The sequence below is a fragment of the Cronobacter sp. EKM101R genome (assembly GCF_963888145.1).
Lineage (GTDB): Bacteria > Pseudomonadota > Gammaproteobacteria > Enterobacterales > Enterobacteriaceae > Cronobacter > Cronobacter turicensis.
Genome location: NZ_CAWPHW010000001.1, coordinates 569,485 through 587,057 on the forward strand (window position 1 = coordinate 569,485; position 17,573 = coordinate 587,057).

The window sequence follows — 17,573 nt, forward strand, 5'->3', positions numbered from 1 at the left end:
CGCAATGCCGTTATTTCGCGGCTTTGCTGAGCAAATCCATCATTTTTAAACGGGGATCGTTAGAGACTTTACGCACTTCCAGCTCAATGCCGCGCGCGTTGAGTTTCTTAAAGGCCTCGATATCTTTCTCATCGACAGACACCGCGTTATTCACCTGGGTTTTGCCCTGGCGATAGGCCATCCCGCCGATATTGACGGAGGTGATTTTGACGCCGCCTTCCACGACGCGCTCAACGTCGGTCGGGTTGGTGAACAGCAGCATGACGCGCTCGCCCGCATATTTCGGGTTGTTATAAACGCGGATCATTTTGGCGACATCCACCACGTGCGCGGTAACGCCTGGCGGAGCCACCTGAGTGAGCAGCGTTTTACGCACGTTGTCGGCGGCGACTTCATCGCTCACCACGATAATGCGCGAAACGTTGGTCTCTTTGGTCCAGCGGGTGGCGACCTGGCCGTGAATCAGACGGTCGTCGATACGGGCGAGGCCGATGACCATATAATCGTTCGGCCCCATCGGTCTGGCAGGCGCCGCCGCTTTCGGGGCAGGAGCTGCGGGAGCGGCTTTCACAGCGGGTTTGGCTTTCAGCGCCTTAACGCCTTCGCGGCCGGTCTCAACGGCAATCGCTATCAGTTCATCGAAAGAGGGGTCATCATCGCGCGCCATTAAGGTTTCGACGAGCATCGGGATATTCACCCCGGCGACGACTTCATAATTGGGCTTGTCCACAACAATGCGGCTCGCCGCGTTGAACGGGCTGCCGCCCCAGGTATCGACCAGAAAGACAACGCCTTTGCTGGTGTCCAGTTTTTCGAGCTGTGCGTTATATTTTTCGATCAAGGTTTCCGCATTTTCGCCAGGGACGAAATCGATCCAGCCTACGTTTTCCTGCTCGCCCAACAGCATTTCTGCTGTTTTGAGCAGTTGTTCAGCCGCCCAGCCATGCGTGCCTATGACAATAGCAATGGTCACTTGCTACCTCCGTGGTTATTGTCAATGCCCCTAAAGGCACCGCTAACAGTGATTCGCTTATCGAATCGATTCAGATAAGGATTTGTAAGCTTTCAAAACCCAAGCACGATTTATTTTAGAACGCGAAAAAATAATGTTTGTGATGAAGGTCAGTAATTTTGCCATCAAAACAAGGCATTCGGCGTAAGCGCAAAATATGCGCGTTTTTTATGTCACATCGATTGCAAATTCTGGTAAATCTTTGCCAAAGGCTATTACGCTTTGTTAAGGTAGATTTCCGATTAACTTACAGGAGTAGCGGGCAGCAGCCCACCGTATGGACCGTCACCGACGTCTTTTCTTTTCCAGGCTTTCATCAGCCGTCATGTCACAAGGCTTTCGCCTTAACTCTCTGATAAATCATGTCAAAGCGCCCGACATCGTTGGGGTGCCGTTTAGTCATTCCTTGTGCAGGAGCCTGTTATGGAATTCTTAATGGACCCCTCGATCTGGGTGGGCTTAGCAACGCTTGTGGTGCTGGAGATAGTCCTCGGCATCGACAACCTGGTGTTTATTGCCATTCTCGCGGATAAACTGCCGCCGAAGCAGCGCGATAAAGCGCGTTTGATTGGTTTATCCCTGGCGCTGGTGATGCGTCTGGGTCTGTTGTCGCTGATCTCCTGGATGGTGACGCTCACCCGTCCGCTCTTCAGCGTATGGGAACTGAGCTTCTCCGGCCGTGATTTGATCATGCTGTTCGGCGGGCTGTTCCTGTTGTTCAAGGCCACGACCGAGCTCCATGAAAGGCTGGAAAACCGTCAGCATAATGACAGCCACGGTAAAGGCTATGCCAGCTTCTGGGTTGTCGTGGCGCAAATTGTGGTGCTGGACGCTGTCTTCTCGCTGGATGCTGTGATTACCGCCGTGGGCATGGTGAACCATCTGCCGGTCATGATGGCTGCGGTGGTGATTGCGATGGGCGTCATGTTGCTCGCCTCGAAGCCGCTGACGAACTTCGTCAACGCGCATCCAACCGTCGTGGTGCTCTGCCTGAGCTTCCTGCTGATGATTGGTCTCAGTCTCGTGGCGGAAGGCTTTGGTTTCCATATTCCGAAAGGCTACCTCTACGCGGCGATTGGCTTCTCAATCATTATTGAGTTCTTCAACCAGGTGGCGCGTCGCAACTTCCTGAAGCATCAGTCTAACCTGCCGCTGCGCGCGCGTACGGCGGAAGCGATCCTGCGTCTGATGGGCAATCGTCGCCGTCCGGCGCCGGTCAGTGAAACGGAGCATCATACCGTGGTGCCGGTTCATGCCGAGGCGTTTGCCGAAGAAGAGCGTTACATGATCAACGGCGTGCTGACGCTGGCGTCCCGTTCGCTTCGCAGCATCATGACGCCGCGTGGCGAAATCAGCTGGGTGGATGCGAACCGCAGCGTGGATGAAATTCGCGAGCAGTTATTGTCCTCACCGCACAGCCTGTTCCCGGTGTGCCGCGGCGAGCTGGATGAAATCATCGGCGTGGTGCGTGCGAAAGAGCTGTTAGTGGCGCTGGAAGAAGGCGTTGACGTCGCGGCTATCGCTTCGGCGACGCCGGTGATTGTCGTGCCGGAGACGCTGGACCCCATCAACCTGCTCGGCGTGCTGCGCCGCGCGCGCGGCAGCTTTGTTATCGTTAATAACGAGTTTGGCGTGGTGCAGGGGCTGGTGACGCCGCTGGACGTGCTGGAGGCCATCGCCGGGGAATTCCCGGACGCCGACGAAACGCCGGAAATCGTCAACGATGGCGACGGCTGGCTGGTGAAAGGTTCAACCGACCTCCATGCGCTGCAGCAGACGCTGGATCTCCCGTCGCTTGTTAATGACGAAGAGGATATCGCGACGGTCGCCGGGCTGGTTATCGCCATCAACGGGCAGATCCCGTGCGTGGGCGATGAACTGGCGATGCCGCCGCTGCGTATTACTATCGTCGAGGCTAACCCTTACCGCGTCGATCTGGTGCGTGTGGTGAAAGACACGCCGCACCACGACGAAGAAGAGTAACCGTCAGACCATCGGCGCCGGAAGTCTCCGGCGCCAGAACGGCGTGCCCGGATGGGCGCGCCGTTGTTCCAGCCACTGCGGCAGCTCGCTGAGCGGCATCGGGCGCGCGAATAAATACCCCTGCAATACCGGCACGCCGAGGCGGCACAAATATGCGGCTTGTTCTTCGGTCTCCACCCCTTCCGCCACCAGTTCGATTTTCAGCCTTCTCGCCATCGCGATAATAATGTCCGTAACGGTCGAGTTCACCGCGTCGGTGCCAATAGCGGCCGTAAAGCGTTTATCCATTTTGAGGACATCCGGGCTGAGCGTTTCCAGATACGAGAGCGAACTCTGACCGGTGCCGAAATCGTCGATCGCCAGTTTTACGCCCAGCTGACGTAAATCATGGGCCACGCGATAATCCACCTCCGGCAGCGCGTCGCGCTCGGTAAGCTCCAGAAACAGCGGCTGGACCGGGCTGGAGGGATACCAGTAGCGTTTCAGATCGTCAATGATCACCCCCTCGTGAAAATGGCTGGCGGCGATATTCACCCCGATGTGAAAATCCGCAGACGCCGGAAAATAGTGGCGCTGCGCGACGGTCTTTATCAGCACATAACGCGTCAGCGCGTTAATCAGCTTGAGCTGTTCGGCAAGCGGGATAAACACATCCGGCGCAATCGGCCCAAGACGCGGGTTGTTCCAGCGCAGCAGCAGCTCCACGCCCGTGCATTCGCCGGTTTTCCCGCTCACCAGCGGCTGGCAATAGACTTCAAACTCATTGTTGGCGATACCGAGATTAATCTCCCAGGAGAAACTCATGCGTCGGGCGGTCGCAAGCCAGGCGATATAGCCAATCAGCAGGCTCAGCAGCACCGCAAGCGGCAACTGGCCCGGCAGATTTTTCAGCGCCAGCGCGTCTGGCGAGGGGCCCAGCAGCGTCACGGAGAACGGGTAGCGTTCTGAGGTCTGCTGATATTGCGTCAGCCCTTCGCTCGCGTGCGCCGTTTCGGTCAGACCGCGACCATATTCCAGATGTTTGCCCGCCACGTCGAACAGCACATGCTCGATAACGGGCGGGTCCGGGTTCAGCAGAAGGCTGGCGATGAACTCAATATTGACCGACTGCAATACGCCCGACTGGCTGTTATCCAGAGAAGGGGTCCAGAGGATCAGCACCGGGCTTCCCTTGATCAGCGAGCTGTCGCGCGACAAGCGCATTAAGGGATTTGGCGCAGGGAGATGGGGCTGTAACTGATGCACCGGCACGTTGCGCTCGCCGAAAATGCTGGAGCAATAGAGGATGCCGTCATTAACCAGCGCAATGGATCGAACCGTCTGCAGGCTGGCGGCCATCTCGCGCAGCTGGCGATGCACCTGCAGGCACGGCATGCCCACCAGCGGCAGCAGCGCGGCGCGGGCGGCATCGAGCGGCACCAGCAGTTCTTCAATCGTTTCTACCGCGCGGGCGGCGTAGCGCGTGGTGTCGTGCTGATACTGTTTACGGTCGGCAAGATAGCGTATTCCCAGCGTCAGCAACAACGCCAGAAGGGCGAGGGCAAAACAGAGGATCAACCGCCGACGGCGGTAAGCACGAATAATGCGCTGCGCTTTTTGCATAGGCTCGGTCTCTCAGACTCATCTGAGTTATGAAGGCGAATGTTAAGAGTGTAGTGGGCGTTGACGCGACGGGAGAAATAAAAGGCGGGCAGGGATAAAAAAAGCGCCGCGAGGGCGGCGCTTAAGGCATTAATCGCACTGGACCTTAATGGCCAGGCCGCCACGTGAGGTTTCACGGTATTTGGCGTTCATATCTTTGCCGGTTTCGTACATGGTCTCGATGACTTTATCGAGCGAAACGCGCGGCTCGCTGGTGCGGCGCATCGCCATACGCGAGGCATTGATCGCCTTCACGGAGGCAATCGCGTTACGTTCGATGCACGGCACCTGCACCTGGCCCGCGACCGGGTCGCAGGTCAGCCCCAGGTTATGCTCCATGCCGATTTCCGCCGCCACACAGACCTGCTCCGGGCTCGCGCCCAGCAGCTCCGCCAGGCCCGCTGCCGCCATCGAGCACGCGACGCCCACTTCGCCCTGGCAGCCCACTTCGGCGCCGGAGATAGACGCGTTCATCTTATACAGCGCGCCGATAGCGCCCGCCGCCAGGAAGTAGCGGATGTAAATATCGGGGCTCACCGACTCGATAAAGTGATCGTAATAGGCCAGTACCGCCGGTACGATGCCGCACGCGCCGTTGGTCGGCGCGGTGACCACACGGCCGCCCGCGGCGTTCTCTTCGTTCACGGCGAGCGCAAACATATTTACCCAGTCCACCACGATCATCGGATCGTTGGAGAGCTTATCGCTGGAAACCAGCATACGACGCAGCGCGGAGGCGCGACGCGGTACGCGAAGCGGGCCAGGCAGCACGCCTTCGGTATTCATACCGCGATCGATACAGGCGCGCATGGTCTGCCAGACATCGGCGAAATAGTCTTCAATCTCTTTTTTGCTGTGCAGGGCCAGCTCGTTTTTCATCATCAGGCCGGAGAGCGACAGGCCGGTCTCTTTGCAATGCGCCAGCAGATCTTTGGCGGAGTGGAACGGATACGGCACGCTCACTTCATTGCTGTCGGCTTTGCCGAAATGCTCTTCGTCGACGATAAAACCGCCGCCGATGGAGTAATAGGTTTTGGTGTAGATCTCTTTCTCGCCGCTCCAGGCGTGAATGGTCATGCCGTTTTCATGCAGCGGCAGATTGTCGCTCTGAAAACGCATGCCGTTGTCTTTCGGAAAATCGACTTCATGTGCGCCCTGCGCGAGCAACAGGCGACCGCGGGTTTCGACATCACGGATAAACGCAGGTATGGCGTCGATATCCACCGTGGCGGGTTCGTTGCCCGCCAGGCCCATGATAATGGCGATATCGGTGTGGTGGCCTTTGCCGGTCAATGAGAGCGAGCCGTAGACATCCACCGCGACGCGGGTCACGTCCTGCAATAATCCTTTTTCGACCAGGTCATCGACGAACTGCTTCCCGGCCTTCATCGGACCTACAGTATGGGAAGAGGAGGGGCCAATGCCCACCTTAAACATGTCGAATAGACTAATCACGTGGTAACTCCTGACAGAGTCATTTGCATGGCAAATGACGGTGTGAAAACAGCGCATAGTGTAAAAGGTTATTGTGCTGCGCAGTTAACTATTCACATGAATTAAACTAATGAATAAGGCGAGGCCGCCTAATAAAGTGCTGCGGATCGCACTTTTCACCCACAATAATAGTCAGGGTTTCTGGCCGATTTGTAGCGCCAGCTCACGAATAATGCCTGCGGTCATGCCCCAGACAAAATAGTGCTGATACCAGGAGAGCCACACGCGGTGATGGTTGCCGCGCCGGTGGATGTCGAGCGGGTGATAGCGACCGAGCCGTAACGCCTCGGCAAGCGGCATCTCAAAGACCGCCGCCACTTCATCTTCGCTGGCGTGATAAGGTAGATCCGGCGGGATAATGCCCACCACGGGCGTCACCTGAAACCCGGTCACGCTGTCTACCGGCGGCAGCACGCCGATAACCTCTACCGCCTCGGGCGGGATGGCCACTTCTTCCTGGGCTTCGCGCAGCGCCGCCGCAATCAGCGACGCATCGGTGGCATCCACGGCCCCGCCGGGGAACGCCACCTGGCCCGCGTGTTTGCGAAGCGTGGCCGCGCGCTGCGTCAGCAGCAGGCCCGGTTCCGGGCGGCGCACCACCGGCACCAGCACCGCGGCCTGGCGCTGATTCAGACTGGAGCGGCTCAACTGCGGGCGCAGGAGCTGGAAACGCGATAAAAACCGGTCGAGCGTCAGCGGAGTATTCTCCATCATTACCTCTCTAATGCGTGCAGGATACGGTTAACTTTATCAAAAGTTTCCTGATATTCCGCCGCTTCCTCGCTGTCCGCCACGATGCCGCCGCCCGCAGAGCAACAGAGCGCGCCGCCGTCAGCGGTCAGCGTGCGGATGGTAATGCTGGTATCCATCGCGCCGCAGAAGCTGAGATAACCGATGCTGCCGCACCAGGCGTTGCGCCGTTGCGGCTCCAGCTCTTCGATAATTTCCATCGCCCGCACTTTGGGCGCGCCGGTGATAGAGCCGCCGGGAAAACTCGCGCGCAGCAGATCGGTCGCGTGTAGTTGCGGCGGCAGCGTCGCGGTAATGGTGCTGACCAGATGATGCACCGCCGGGAACGGCTCGACCACAAACAGCTCCGGTACTTTCACGCTGCCAGGCGTCGCCACGCGGCCAATATCGTTACGCAGCAGATCGACAATCATCAGGTTCTCGGCGCGATCTTTAGGCGAGTGCGCCAGCCGCGCGGCCTGACGGGCGTCTTCAGCCGGGTCGGCCAGGCGCGGCAGCGTGCCTTTGATCGGGCGCGTTTCAATCGCGCTGTCATGCAGGCGGATAAACCGCTCCGGCGACAGGCTTAAAATCGCCTGATCCGGCAGGCGCAGAAAGGCGCTGAACGGGGCGCGGTTAGCGGCATTGAGCGTTAAAAACGCCTCCCATTCGCTGCCCTCGTACTGCGCGCGAAAACGCTGCGCGAGATTGACCTGGTAGCAGTCGCCGCTTCGCAGATACGCCTGCACCTGGCGGAATTTCTCGCCATATTCTTCGCGCGTCATGTTCGAGCGCCAGGGCGTGGTTAAGCGAAACGGCGCGGTGTTAACAGGCTGCTGGGCTTCAAGCCAGGCGAGGCGCGCGTTGGCGTCGCCATAGCAGAGCAGCGTCAGCCGCTCGCGGTGATGATCGGCAATCAGCGCCCAGTCATAAATGCCGACCGCCATGTCCGGCGCGTTGAGATCGGCGCTGGCCTTTGCGGGCAGCCGCTCGAAGCGTCGTCCGAGATCGTAGCCGAACAGTCCGAGCGCGCCGCCCTGAAACGGGAAATCGTCCGCTGGCGCGGGCGTAAACGGAAAACGCGCCAGCGCCGCGTGCAGCAGACGCAGCGGATCGTCTTCACTGTGCTGGCAACCCTCTGCATCTTGCGTCATAGTGAGCGCCCCCCGCGTGGTCAGCGTGACGCGCGGGTCGGCCACCAGAATGTCGAAACGGTTATGGGCGTGCTCGGCAAAACCCGAGTGCAGCAACATCGCCCAGGGCTGATGTTGTAGCGCAGAAAAGGTCTGTTGCAGCGCATCGGCGCGCCAGGGCAGGGAGATCAGTTCAGGAGTCAGGTTCGTATTCATCAGGACGACAGCTAACAACGGCGCGGGGCGTCTGGCGCCTGCGCGCGCGGCGTGAAATAATTGAACTCATCAATGTAACAGGAGTCAGCGATGTTTGCAGGTTTACCTTCTCTCACCCATGAACAACAACAGCAAGCGGTCGAACGTATTCAGGAGCTGATGTCGCAGGGCATGAGCAGCGGCGAGGCTATTACACAGGTCGCGCAGGAGATCCGCGCCACCCATACAGGCGATCGCATCGTCGCGCGCTTTGAAGACGAGGATGAAGAGGAATAAGCGTCCGACTCCTGGAAAAGGTAGCGAGAATTTTTTTGTCCCTGCTGACGTGTTATCGTGCGCACCACACATAACAACGCCAGACATCACTTCCGTTTACGTCCCTGCCCGGCGGGGGCGTTTAGCTTAGGGACAGCGCTTCATGGACTTTACACCTCACTCCCCGCCAGCCTCACGGCTGAATCTCATCGCGACCGGCAAGGCGCTGCCTGAACATCTTATTACGTCCGCCGAACTGGATCGCCGCCTCGGCAAGCGGGAGGGATACGTCGAGCGCCGCTCAGGCATTCTGCACCGCTACCATGCCGCGAACGACGACAGCCAGGCTGCGCTCGCCGCCGCCGCGCTGCACGACGCCTGCCGTCGTCACGCGATTAATCCGGCCTCCATCGATCTGCTCATCTCCGCCTCGGCCATCGCCGTTCAGGCGCTGCCCTGTTCGGCGGTACACATCATGAAAGCCGCGGGCTTACCGGCCGGTACGGCGGGGTTTGACATCAACAGCAGTTGCGTGAGCTTTATCAGCGCCATGCAGGTGGCCTCGGCGCTGTTAACGAGCGGCAGCTATCGACGTATCGCCATTGTGTCGGCCGATATCGCCTCGCGCGGGATTGACTGGGAGCATGAAGAGTCGTCGCTGATTTTCGGCGACGGCGCGGCCTGCGCGATTGTCGAGGCGGGCGATGCGCGCGCGGGGATCCTGGCCATGAAAGCGGAAACCTACCCGCAGGGCAGCGAATTGTGCGAGATCCGCGCAGGCGGCACGCGGAAAAACCCCCGCGCCGGCATGGAGGAAAGCGACTTTCTGTTTCATATGCAGGGCAAGGCGCTGTTCCGCCAGGCCTCGTCGCTGATTGACGGGTTCTGGCAGCGGCTGCTCGATGCCGCAGGGCTAACGCTTGATGATATCGCCACCGTGGTGCCGCACCAGGCGAGCCATCTGTCGCTTGAACATATGCGCAAACGCCTGAAGGTGAAACCGGAGGTGTTAGTGGATATCTACCGCCTGCACGGCAACCAGGTCGCGGCCTCGATTCCCACCGCGCTTCACGAGGCGTTCATCACCGGGCGCGTGAAACCGGGCGAGCCGCTGATGCTGGTCGGCACGGCCGCCGGGTTAACGCTCGCCGGTATGGTGCTGCTGCCATGAAATATCTGGTGACGGGCGCGACCAGCGGGCTTGGGCGTAACGCGGTCGAGGCGCTGCTGGCGCAGGGGTGTGACGTGCGCGCGACCGGGCGTGACGAGAAGGCCGGGGCCGAACTTGCCGCGCGCGGCGCGCACTTCGTGCCGCTGGAGCTTTCGCAGGCCGACGATGCTCGCTGCGACGCGCTGATGCAGGGCTGTGATGTGGTATGGCACTGCGCGGCAAAGTCGTCCCCGTGGGGCAGCGCGCAGGCGTTTCATGCGGTGAATGTCGCGGCGACCGAAAGGCTGGCCCACGCCGCAGCAAGGGCGGACGTCACGCGCTTTATTCATATCTCCACGCCCGCTATCTACTTCGATTTTCAACATCATCATGATGTCGATGAACAGTACCGGGCCGCCCGTTTCGCCTGCCATTACGCCAGCAGTAAATATGCGGCCGAACTGGTGATTCAGACGGCGGCCAGGCGATTTACGCATGTCACATTTATTATTCTGCGCCCGCGCGGGCTGTTCGGCGCGCACGATCGGGTGATCATTCCGCGTCTGCTGCGTCAGCTTGAGGCCGACCGCGGCGTGCTGCGTCTGCCGCGCGGCGGCGAGGCGCTGCTGGATTTAACCTGGGTGGGCAACGTGGTGCATGCGATGCGCCTTGCCACCGGGCAGCCGGGGCTGGTCTCCGGCGAGGCGTTCAATATTACCAACCACCAGCCGCAGCGGCTGGTGGAGATGCTCGACAGCCTGCTTGGCGACGAGCTTCAGTTGCAGTATCGGGTACAGTCGGTGCCCTGGCCGCTGCTCGCGGCTGTGGCGCAGGGCATGGAAATCCACGGACATCTCACCGGCGCTGAACCGCGCCTGACGCGTTACAGCGCGGGCACCGTCAGCTTTGATATGACGTTAAGCCAGGAGAAGGCGATAACCCGTCTCGGCTATCGCCCGCCGATCTCGCTGGCGGAAGGCGTGCGGCTTACCGGCGCATGGCTGCGCGAAAGGAGAGGCTGAATGGCGACGATCACGACATTTGAAACGGGTTACTGCACCCATTTAGGCTGTATCGCGCTGAAGGGCGCGGCATGGAAAGTCTGCAAATTCCCGGCGCGGGCGAGCCTTATTGAAGCGGGCGGCAAACGCTGGCTGTGGGATACCGGCTACGCGTCGTGGTTTGACGACTACACCCGTCGCGGGATCTATCAACTCTACCGCCGCGTCACGCCGGTTTACTTTTCCCCGGAACAGTCGCTGGTACGCCAGCTTGCGGCGAAAGGATATCGCCCTGATGACATCGACGCGCTGATCCTGTCGCACTTTCACGCCGATCATATTGCCGGGCTGCGCGATTTCGCTGACAACCGTTTTATTTGCTCCGGCGAGGGCTGGGCGCAAACGCGCACGCTGCGCGGATTTGCCGCGTTGCGCCAGGCGTTCGTGCCGGGGCTGATCCCTGAGAATTTCGAAAGCGCAGTCAGCTTTATTGAGCGCTTTGAGCGCGTGGCGCTGCCCGCCGCGCTCGCGCCATTCGACACCGGCTTTTTACTGCCTGACAGTCACGGCGAGGTGTTGCTGGTGCCGCTGCCGGGACACGCCGCCGGGCATATCGGCGCGTTTGTGCTGACGGATAACGGCTGGGTGCTGCTCGCCGCCGACGCGGCCTGGTCGCCGGTCAGCTATCGCGAACAGCGCGGCCCGTCGCGGCTGGCGAATCTGGTGATTGCCGATCCGGCGGCTGCCACGCGCACGCTCGATCTACTGCATCAGCTCTGGCGCGATGGCGGCGCGGAGATCCGTCTCGCGCATGAGGGCGATTTGTGAATAAGCTTGCCATGCTCTGGCACTATTTCCGCGTGCGGCGTCTGCGTTTTCACAGTCGCGCGGCGCTTGAGCGCTACCAGCAAAAACAGCTCGGGCGGTTTGCGGCGCGCGTGCTGGCGAAGAGCCCGTGGTTCAGGCGCTACAGCTCGCTGCCGTTCAGCGAATGGCCGACCATGGACAAGGCGCGGATGATGGCGCATTTCGATGAGATGAACACCGGCGGCCTGAAAGCCGATGTGGTCATGGCGTGCGCGCTGCAGAGTGAAAATGACCGAAACTTTACGCCGACGGTCGGGCGCTACAGCGTGGGGCTGTCGAGCGGCACATCCGGGCGGCGCGGGATTTTTGCCGTCAGCCCGCAGGAGCAGGCGCTGTGGGCAGGCGCCATGCTCGCGAAGATGCTGCCTGACGGCCTGTTCGCCGGCGAGCGGGTGGCGCTCTTTTTACGCGCGGATAATAACCTCTACCAGAGCGTGAACAGCCGCTGGTTGAGTCTTGGTTTTTACGATCTCTTTCAGCCCTTCGACACCTTACTGGCGCGGCTTGCAGCCGAATCGCCGTCGATAGTCGTTGCGCCTGCGCAGGTGTTGCGCGCGCTGGCGCTGGCTGTACAGGCAGGCGAGCTGAAGATAGCGCCGAAGAAGGTGATATCGGTGGCGGAGGTGCTCGACGCGCAGGATCGCGCGCTACTGGCGCAGGTCTTTCCTGACGTCGGCGAAGTCTATCAGGCGACCGAAGGTTTTCTCGCCGCCACCTGCGCGCACGGGGTATTACACCTGAACGAGGCGTTTATCTTTGTTGAAAAAGAATGGCTGGATGCGCGGCGCTTTGTCCCGGTCATCACCGATTTCACCCGTACCACGCAGCCCATCGTGCGTTACCGGCTGGATGATGTGCTGGCGGTGCGCGACACGCCCTGCGCCTGCGGCGATCCGTCGCTGGCGCTGGCGCATATTGAAGGGCGTCAGGACGATCAGCTCCTGCTGCCGGACGGCCAGGGCGGCGAGCGCGCAATCTTCGGCGATCTCTGCAACCGGGCGCTGGCGCGCGCTCTGCCACTCACGGCGGATTACCGGCTGATCCAGCACGGCGCGGAGAGCCTGACGCTTATCGTTGAGGCTGACGACGCGCAACGCGCGCAGGCGCAGGCCGCGCTAATGGCGCTTTTTGAACAACAGGGCGTGGCGTGCGGCGACATTCGCTGGACGCATTTAACACAGATCCCCGAGACGGCCGCCGGGGCCAAGCGTCGGCGTATCGTGCGCATCAGGGAGACCGCATGAAGGAAACGCATTATCGCCTGAGAGCGCTGCTGCTGGGGTGGGGAAGCGTCGGCGTGGTCTATTCCACGACCGACCTGCTTCAGCGTGCCGGGCATAAACTGCCGCCGCTGTGGTTCGATACGCTGACAGATTTCACGCCCTCGGCCATCTGGCTCTATATGTCGTTTTTCCTGCTCGTTCCCGCGGGCTACTGGCTGACGCCGCTGTCGCAGGTGAAATGGCTGATGCGCGCGACCCAGTTGGCCGCGCTGTGCGCCGGGGTTATCTATCTGGCCTGGCCGACGACGATGGCGTACCCTGCGGTCAGCGGCGCGGGGATCAGCGTCGAGGCGCTGCGTCTTTTGCTGGCGGTGGATTCGCCGCAAAACTGTTTCCCGTCGCTCCATATGGCACTCACCCTGTTAATGGTCTGGGGCATCAGCCAACGCGGGCAGTGGCGCTACACGCTCACCGCCGTGCTCTGGGGCGCGGCGATCAGCGTCTCGATTTTACAACTGCGGCGACACCTGTTTATCGATCTCGTCGGGGGCGTCGCCCTCACGCTGCTGGCAGGCATGCTGGCGCGTAAAATGCTGTCTTACCGGATGATACAAAAGGAATTGAATCATGAATGAGTTAACGCTGCCCATTGTAGTGATGCTGGGGCTGGTTTTCGGAGAGGCGCTGATTGAAATCCTTTTTACGGGACTAAGTTATGAACAGGCTATGAAAGGATGTCACCATTATTTTAGTGAATTGTTATGTGCGAATAGGAATTAAGGAATTATGTAAGCGCGCGTGCTAAAGAAATATCTAGTTGCCTAAAGCCTTAAGAAAAATTTCTTAAAAAAGAATGGTGATAACAAATAAAAAGTAATTGGTTGCTTGAAATGAAAGATAGTGCCTGCAAATTTTAGATTGAGTAAATGTCTTAGTAAAGTGTGAAACTTAAAGCTATTAATACCCTAAGGAATTTACATAAAAAAAGTAGGGTTAAGTGCAGTGTTGCATTTAAATAAACTAAAATAATACGTTCCCATTTTTTTTTGCGCATCATTTTTTATAAGGCTACTTCAATAGCAACAGGCTAGCACAAGTAGGCTATTAGATAATATGGATAATGGAGATTTAATCATTAAAAATTGGATTTTTATTATATACCTATGATACAATAGAGCATCACAGGTATATAAGTTTATAAATTTTCGGTTGTGTCTTCCTTCGTATTATCATAGATATGTGTAAGTTTCTGTATGTGCAGGAGAAGTTAATGATTTCTAAAAAGAAATATGGAGTATTTAATGTCAGCTAACATTCATCCTTTTCCTGCCCGGATGGCACCTGAGCTTGCGCTTCAAAGCCTAAAGAACCAACCGCTTAAAGGGGTAATACTCGATCCGATGGCTGGTTCTGGTATGGTATTGCGGCAAGCCAGTGATTTAGGCATTCCGGCTGTAGGTTTCGACATGGATCCCTTAGCTGTTTTAATGAGTAAAGTGTGGACTCAATATGTGCCAGATAAAATAATTGAAAAAATTTACAATAAATGTTTAAATATTGTAAGTACCACTAGTGAATTTGAGGTTTTTTTGCCGTGGATAGATAAAGAACCCACTACTAATGACTTTATAAAATATTGGTTTGGCGGTAAGCAGATTAAAGAGTTACGTTTATGGGCGTTTGCTTTTTATCTTTTAAATAATGAATTAGTCAATGAAGATGAAATAGCAGCTTTGAATGTTATCAAGATTTGTTTAAGTCGCATAATTATTACCAAAGAACAATGTGCTTCTTTAGCAAGAGATACATCGCATAGTCGCCCCCATCGTGTGGTCACTGAATCTGACTACTCTGTTCACTTGGGCATGCAAAAATCTGTCTCTCTGGTACGAAAAAGGCTCTGTAATTACCCCCCTCGCGGGGGAGTGACAGTTAATACGGGGGATGCTCGCTCCTTGAGTCTTCCCGATGAGAGCATTGCGGGTGTCCTCACTTCTCCTCCTTACTTAAATGCTATTGACTATATGAGGGGGCATCGTCTATCACTAGTATGGCTGGGATATACCGTTTTAGAACTTAGAGCTGTTCGTTCTAATTCAATAGGAGCTGAAAGAGCTCCCGATATAGCAGCTGACATGCTTGAGTTCCGAAAAAGTTTTGGAAATATAGATGAGCTTCCCCAAAAATATATATCAATGATTGATCGATATGCCATTGATTTAATAAAAATGATGAGTGAAATAAAAAGAGTTTTAATCCCTAAAGGAAAGGCTACATTTGTTGTTGGGAATTCGTGCCTCAAAGGTGTTTTTATTTATAACTCACAGGCAGTAGCCAAAGCTGCAGAATTGGTGGGATTATCTTTCTTGGAATCTTATGAGAGAGATTTGCCAAGTAGTAGTCGTTACTTACCTACAACGAAAGGAAGTGCATTGTTCAATCGTATGAGAACTGAAACTATCTTATCAGTTATTTCCTAATCTTTTAAAGTCGGGTGCTTAAAAAACACCCGGCCAATGAATTAGTATTCAAAGTTTTGAATGAATTGAATACCTTCAGTATATTTATAAAAAACTCTTGCTTTCTTGCTTTTATTGTAAAATATTTTGATGTGATGTTTCGCGTCAGGGAATTTTTCTTTTTCAAGCTGAGTTTTACCCATGAATCCTTTTTTACGAGTAATGTTTTCCTTATTAATACCTTCTTGTTCTTTATATCCGTCGATTGTCGATGATTTATGGATGGCTAAGATTGCTTTTTGTGGGGGTTCAGCTTTACACATTGTTTGTATATATTCAATTAAATAACTCGGCAATACTTCTTTACCAAGTAGATTTTGTAATTTTTTTAATGTTTGAGGTTCAGTTGGCCCCTGTTCGATGATAATATCAGCCTCGTCACTGAGCAAAAATAAAGGAAACGACATCTCGCCTTTATCTAACTGAACGGTGGTTTTATCGATACTGGCATTTGATGCAACGGAAATCCTGCTATCGCCTAGCCAGACAGGAGCGCCTAATTGATTATTAATTGTTTGTAAGGCTAGCCTGTGAAAAATAAAACACCTCCTCCAATCAGAATATAACATAGGAGGTATTGTCAATTCAAAATGTTGTAAGTAAGCGCCTCTTGCACCAAACATTCGTGCTCTTTGTATATAAGTATCTTGTTGGAGCTTTGTTTTAACATCCCTTGTGAAATACATTGAAAGTAAGTTCTGGAAAGTAACCCCTCTAGATACTATATTACCGCCTATAATAATAGTAAACGGTGAGGTTGGGTCTGATGCACTATCTGATGGACCATTGCGTTCTCTCTCACTGTTTAATATTACCCAAGTAATTCGTGAAGCATTTTCAAGAATATATTGTGCAATAATATTAGGATCTGCGTCTGGATATAGCTTTAACGAGTTTGAAAAAATCAAGGACATTAGCAATACAAATTCATCACTTTCGGGGGCCAATAATGCTGATACGAAATTTTCAAGATTTTCTAAGTCTATTTTATGATCGCTTTTATGCCCGCTAGTGTGAATTAGCATTGTCCAATATTGCTCTACGCCATTTTTAAAAGAATTTAAGTAGCTTGCCGTTACAAGAAATCTTATAATCGCGTCCCTGGCTTCTTCTTTTGGATCGTCTGAACCTATAAGATGAAGCCGATATGAAAGGTTACGCATATCAAGTGGGAAAAAGGTGTCTTGTCCTGTGTAATAATCATGAGATGGAAATTGGACCCATGTTTCCGTTTTATTATCAAATGTTTTATTAAGGTTCAACCTTGCCGGTGTTGCTGTCACACCAATGTAAAAACCATTATCTCCTAAAATCTCTGCAACAAGTCCATTGATTTTTGTTACTAAACCTTGATTAATTTTCCCATTTGGGGTCGCATAATCCGCCTCATCATCAATGATGACGATTGAGTTTATATCTTTGTTAGCAATTAATGTAATGATTTTTTGTAGGTCATGTGTGTTTTTTTTGCAAAAAATAAGAAGCTCAGCGGGTAACTTGTTAGGATCTTGTGGTAGCTCGGAATAAGTTCGGGGTGTAGGGGCGATACCACTATGTTTAAATCTTTTTAAATTTTGAGTTAACAAGTCTACACTGTCATTCATTAAATGAATGATAACTGGATAGCCTTCGTCAAATAAACGTGCAGTTAAGGCAATCATCATTTCAGTTTTACCACTCTGAGGATCACCGTAAATAACTAGAGATGATGTCTGACTATTTTTGAGATTTTTTATAGTCCCTTCGACTGTTTGCTCAATAGCTCCAGTTGCGCGATTGTCATTGTGTAATCTAAATAGTTGTTTTTCATATCTTTTTACTAGCTTTGCTTGTTTTTTTAAACTTTCAATATCTAAATAATATTCCATGTGACCTCCTTGAGTTTAACTCTGAATTGAATAGTGGCGATTTACTCGCGAAGATTTTTAATATATCATATATTAATACAATGATATGGCAGACTTAACTCTTACATCACTTTTAACGAAATAAGTTCTTTCAGCAAACTACCATTTATAGTGGGGTGCTTATAATTTTCGTAGTTTACTGATTATCTTTATCTAATTGTTTGATTTCTATCACAAATATATGAGATCAATTTCATTATGAAATTTTCATTTCAGTATTTAGGAATTTAAGAAAGAATCCTTTTGATAACTTGTTATGTAGCCTAAAAAATTTTGGGTTGAGTTAAAAGTAAAATTTCTTAAAAAACGATTCGCGTTGCACTACTGAATAACGGATGATTGCAGAGAAATGATATAGTTGGCATTAATGCAATAATTTTATTGGCTTATCTCTTCTAAATGCTTTTTAGAGTACATGCTAACATTACTGAATTGCAACTCAA

15 protein-coding genes are annotated in these 17,573 nt (G+C 54.3%); 9 read left to right on the top strand and 6 right to left on the bottom strand.

The features are described from left to right. Nucleotides 1-10: 10 nt before the first annotated feature. Nucleotides 11-973 (bottom strand): PTS mannose transporter subunit IIAB, encoded by a 963-nt coding sequence (gene manX, locus AACV31_RS02810; protein ID WP_015741583.1) that lies wholly within the window; start codon nucleotides 971-973, stop codon nucleotides 11-13. A 462-nt stretch (nucleotides 974-1,435) separates the two neighbouring features. On the opposite strand from manX, the gene yoaE reads away from it, so the two are divergent. After that, the gene (yoaE, locus tag AACV31_RS02815) at nucleotides 1,436-2,995 is read left to right on the top strand and encodes a CNNM family cation transport protein YoaE (protein ID WP_015741582.1); all 1,560 of its coding nucleotides are present in this window, start codon (nucleotides 1,436-1,438) and stop codon (nucleotides 2,993-2,995) included. A 3-nt stretch (nucleotides 2,996-2,998) separates the two neighbouring features. On the opposite strand, the gene AACV31_RS02820 is transcribed toward yoaE, so the two are convergent. From AACV31_RS02820 to pabB, 4 genes are all read right to left on the bottom strand, one after another. Then, the gene (locus AACV31_RS02820) at nucleotides 2,999-4,597 is read right to left on the bottom strand and encodes an EAL domain-containing protein (RefSeq protein WP_165154500.1); all 1,599 of its coding nucleotides are present in this window, start codon (nucleotides 4,595-4,597) and stop codon (nucleotides 2,999-3,001) included. Between the two features lie 129 nt (nucleotides 4,598-4,726). After that, nucleotides 4,727-6,091, bottom strand: coding sequence for an L-serine ammonia-lyase (gene sdaA, locus AACV31_RS02825; protein ID WP_165154498.1), 1,365 nt, complete (start codon nucleotides 6,089-6,091; stop codon nucleotides 4,727-4,729). A 171-nt stretch (nucleotides 6,092-6,262) separates the two neighbouring features. Beyond that, on the bottom strand, nucleotides 6,263-6,841 hold the full coding sequence (locus tag AACV31_RS02830; RefSeq protein WP_165154633.1) for a CoA pyrophosphatase: 579 nt from the start codon (nucleotides 6,839-6,841) through the stop codon (nucleotides 6,263-6,265). 2 nt (nucleotides 6,842-6,843) lie between these two features. After that, on the bottom strand, nucleotides 6,844-8,208 hold the full coding sequence (pabB, locus tag AACV31_RS02835) for an aminodeoxychorismate synthase component 1 (protein ID WP_165154496.1): 1,365 nt from the start codon (nucleotides 8,206-8,208) through the stop codon (nucleotides 6,844-6,846). A 90-nt stretch (nucleotides 8,209-8,298) separates the two neighbouring features. Between pabB and AACV31_RS02840 the strand changes: the two genes are divergently transcribed. The 8 genes from AACV31_RS02840 (at nucleotide 8,299) to AACV31_RS02875 (ending at nucleotide 15,184) form a co-directional block, all read left to right on the top strand. Further along, nucleotides 8,299-8,484: a YoaH family protein gene (locus AACV31_RS02840; protein ID WP_007762257.1), complete on the top strand. Its 186-nt coding sequence runs from the start codon at nucleotides 8,299-8,301 to the stop codon at nucleotides 8,482-8,484. Between the two features lie 142 nt (nucleotides 8,485-8,626). Next, nucleotides 8,627-9,634, top strand: coding sequence for a 3-oxoacyl-[acyl-carrier-protein] synthase III C-terminal domain-containing protein (locus tag AACV31_RS02845; protein WP_165154494.1), 1,008 nt, complete (start codon nucleotides 8,627-8,629; stop codon nucleotides 9,632-9,634). Then, nucleotides 9,631-10,635, top strand: coding sequence for an NAD-dependent epimerase/dehydratase family protein (locus AACV31_RS02850; protein WP_165154492.1), 1,005 nt, complete (start codon nucleotides 9,631-9,633; stop codon nucleotides 10,633-10,635). Before AACV31_RS02845 ends, AACV31_RS02850 begins: the two co-directional genes overlap by 4 nt. Beyond that, nucleotides 10,636-11,442, top strand: a complete 807-nt coding sequence (locus AACV31_RS02855) for an MBL fold metallo-hydrolase (RefSeq protein ID WP_105539207.1) — start codon at nucleotides 10,636-10,638, stop codon at nucleotides 11,440-11,442. It begins immediately after the preceding gene. Next, nucleotides 11,439-12,725: a F390 synthetase-related protein gene (locus AACV31_RS02860; protein ID WP_165154490.1), complete on the top strand. Its 1,287-nt coding sequence runs from the start codon at nucleotides 11,439-11,441 to the stop codon at nucleotides 12,723-12,725. Before AACV31_RS02855 ends, AACV31_RS02860 begins: the two co-directional genes overlap by 4 nt. Further along, the gene (locus AACV31_RS02865; protein WP_165154488.1) at nucleotides 12,722-13,339 is read left to right on the top strand and encodes a phosphatase PAP2 family protein; all 618 of its coding nucleotides are present in this window, start codon (nucleotides 12,722-12,724) and stop codon (nucleotides 13,337-13,339) included. The genes AACV31_RS02860 and AACV31_RS02865 overlap by 4 nt, the downstream gene beginning before the upstream one ends. Continuing rightward, nucleotides 13,332-13,484, top strand: coding sequence for a hypothetical protein (locus AACV31_RS02870; RefSeq protein WP_165154486.1), 153 nt, complete (start codon nucleotides 13,332-13,334; stop codon nucleotides 13,482-13,484). Before AACV31_RS02865 ends, AACV31_RS02870 begins: the two co-directional genes overlap by 8 nt. Before the next feature lie 521 nt (nucleotides 13,485-14,005). Then, entirely contained in the window at nucleotides 14,006-15,184 is a 1,179-nt protein-coding gene (locus tag AACV31_RS02875) for a hypothetical protein (RefSeq protein WP_165154484.1), read from the top strand. A 41-nt stretch (nucleotides 15,185-15,225) separates the two neighbouring features. On the opposite strand, the gene AACV31_RS02880 is transcribed toward AACV31_RS02875, so the two are convergent. Further along, a complete protein-coding gene (locus AACV31_RS02880) occupies nucleotides 15,226-17,091 on the bottom strand; it encodes a Z1 domain-containing protein (RefSeq protein ID WP_165154482.1) in 1,866 nt (621 codons plus the stop codon). Nucleotides 17,092-17,573 lie beyond the last annotated feature (482 nt).

What these genes read in the sequence shown, in the direction of transcription:
- yoaE (WP_015741582.1), top strand. Translation starts at nt 1,436, where the DNA reads ATGGAATTCTTAATGGACCCCTCGATCTGGGTGGGCTTAGCAACGCTT.
- AACV31_RS02820 (WP_165154500.1), bottom strand. Translation starts at nt 4,597, where the DNA reads ATGCAAAAAGCGCAGCGCATTATTCGTGCTTACCGCCGTCGGCGGTTG.
- AACV31_RS02830 (WP_165154633.1), bottom strand. Translation starts at nt 6,841, where the DNA reads ATGGAGAATACTCCGCTGACGCTCGACCGGTTTTTATCGCGTTTCCAG.
- pabB (WP_165154496.1), bottom strand. Translation starts at nt 8,208, where the DNA reads ATGAATACGAACCTGACTCCTGAACTGATCTCCCTGCCCTGGCGCGCC.
- AACV31_RS02840 (WP_007762257.1), top strand. Translation starts at nt 8,299, where the DNA reads ATGTTTGCAGGTTTACCTTCTCTCACCCATGAACAACAACAGCAAGCG.
- AACV31_RS02845 (WP_165154494.1), top strand. Translation starts at nt 8,627, where the DNA reads ATGGACTTTACACCTCACTCCCCGCCAGCCTCACGGCTGAATCTCATC.
- AACV31_RS02850 (WP_165154492.1), top strand. Translation starts at nt 9,631, where the DNA reads ATGAAATATCTGGTGACGGGCGCGACCAGCGGGCTTGGGCGTAACGCG.
- AACV31_RS02855 (WP_105539207.1), top strand. Translation starts at nt 10,636, where the DNA reads ATGGCGACGATCACGACATTTGAAACGGGTTACTGCACCCATTTAGGC.
- AACV31_RS02865 (WP_165154488.1), top strand. Translation starts at nt 12,722, where the DNA reads ATGAAGGAAACGCATTATCGCCTGAGAGCGCTGCTGCTGGGGTGGGGA.
- AACV31_RS02870 (WP_165154486.1), top strand. Translation starts at nt 13,332, where the DNA reads ATGAATGAGTTAACGCTGCCCATTGTAGTGATGCTGGGGCTGGTTTTC.
- AACV31_RS02875 (WP_165154484.1), top strand. Translation starts at nt 14,006, where the DNA reads ATGTCAGCTAACATTCATCCTTTTCCTGCCCGGATGGCACCTGAGCTT.
- AACV31_RS02880 (WP_165154482.1), bottom strand. Translation starts at nt 17,091, where the DNA reads ATGGAATATTATTTAGATATTGAAAGTTTAAAAAAACAAGCAAAGCTA.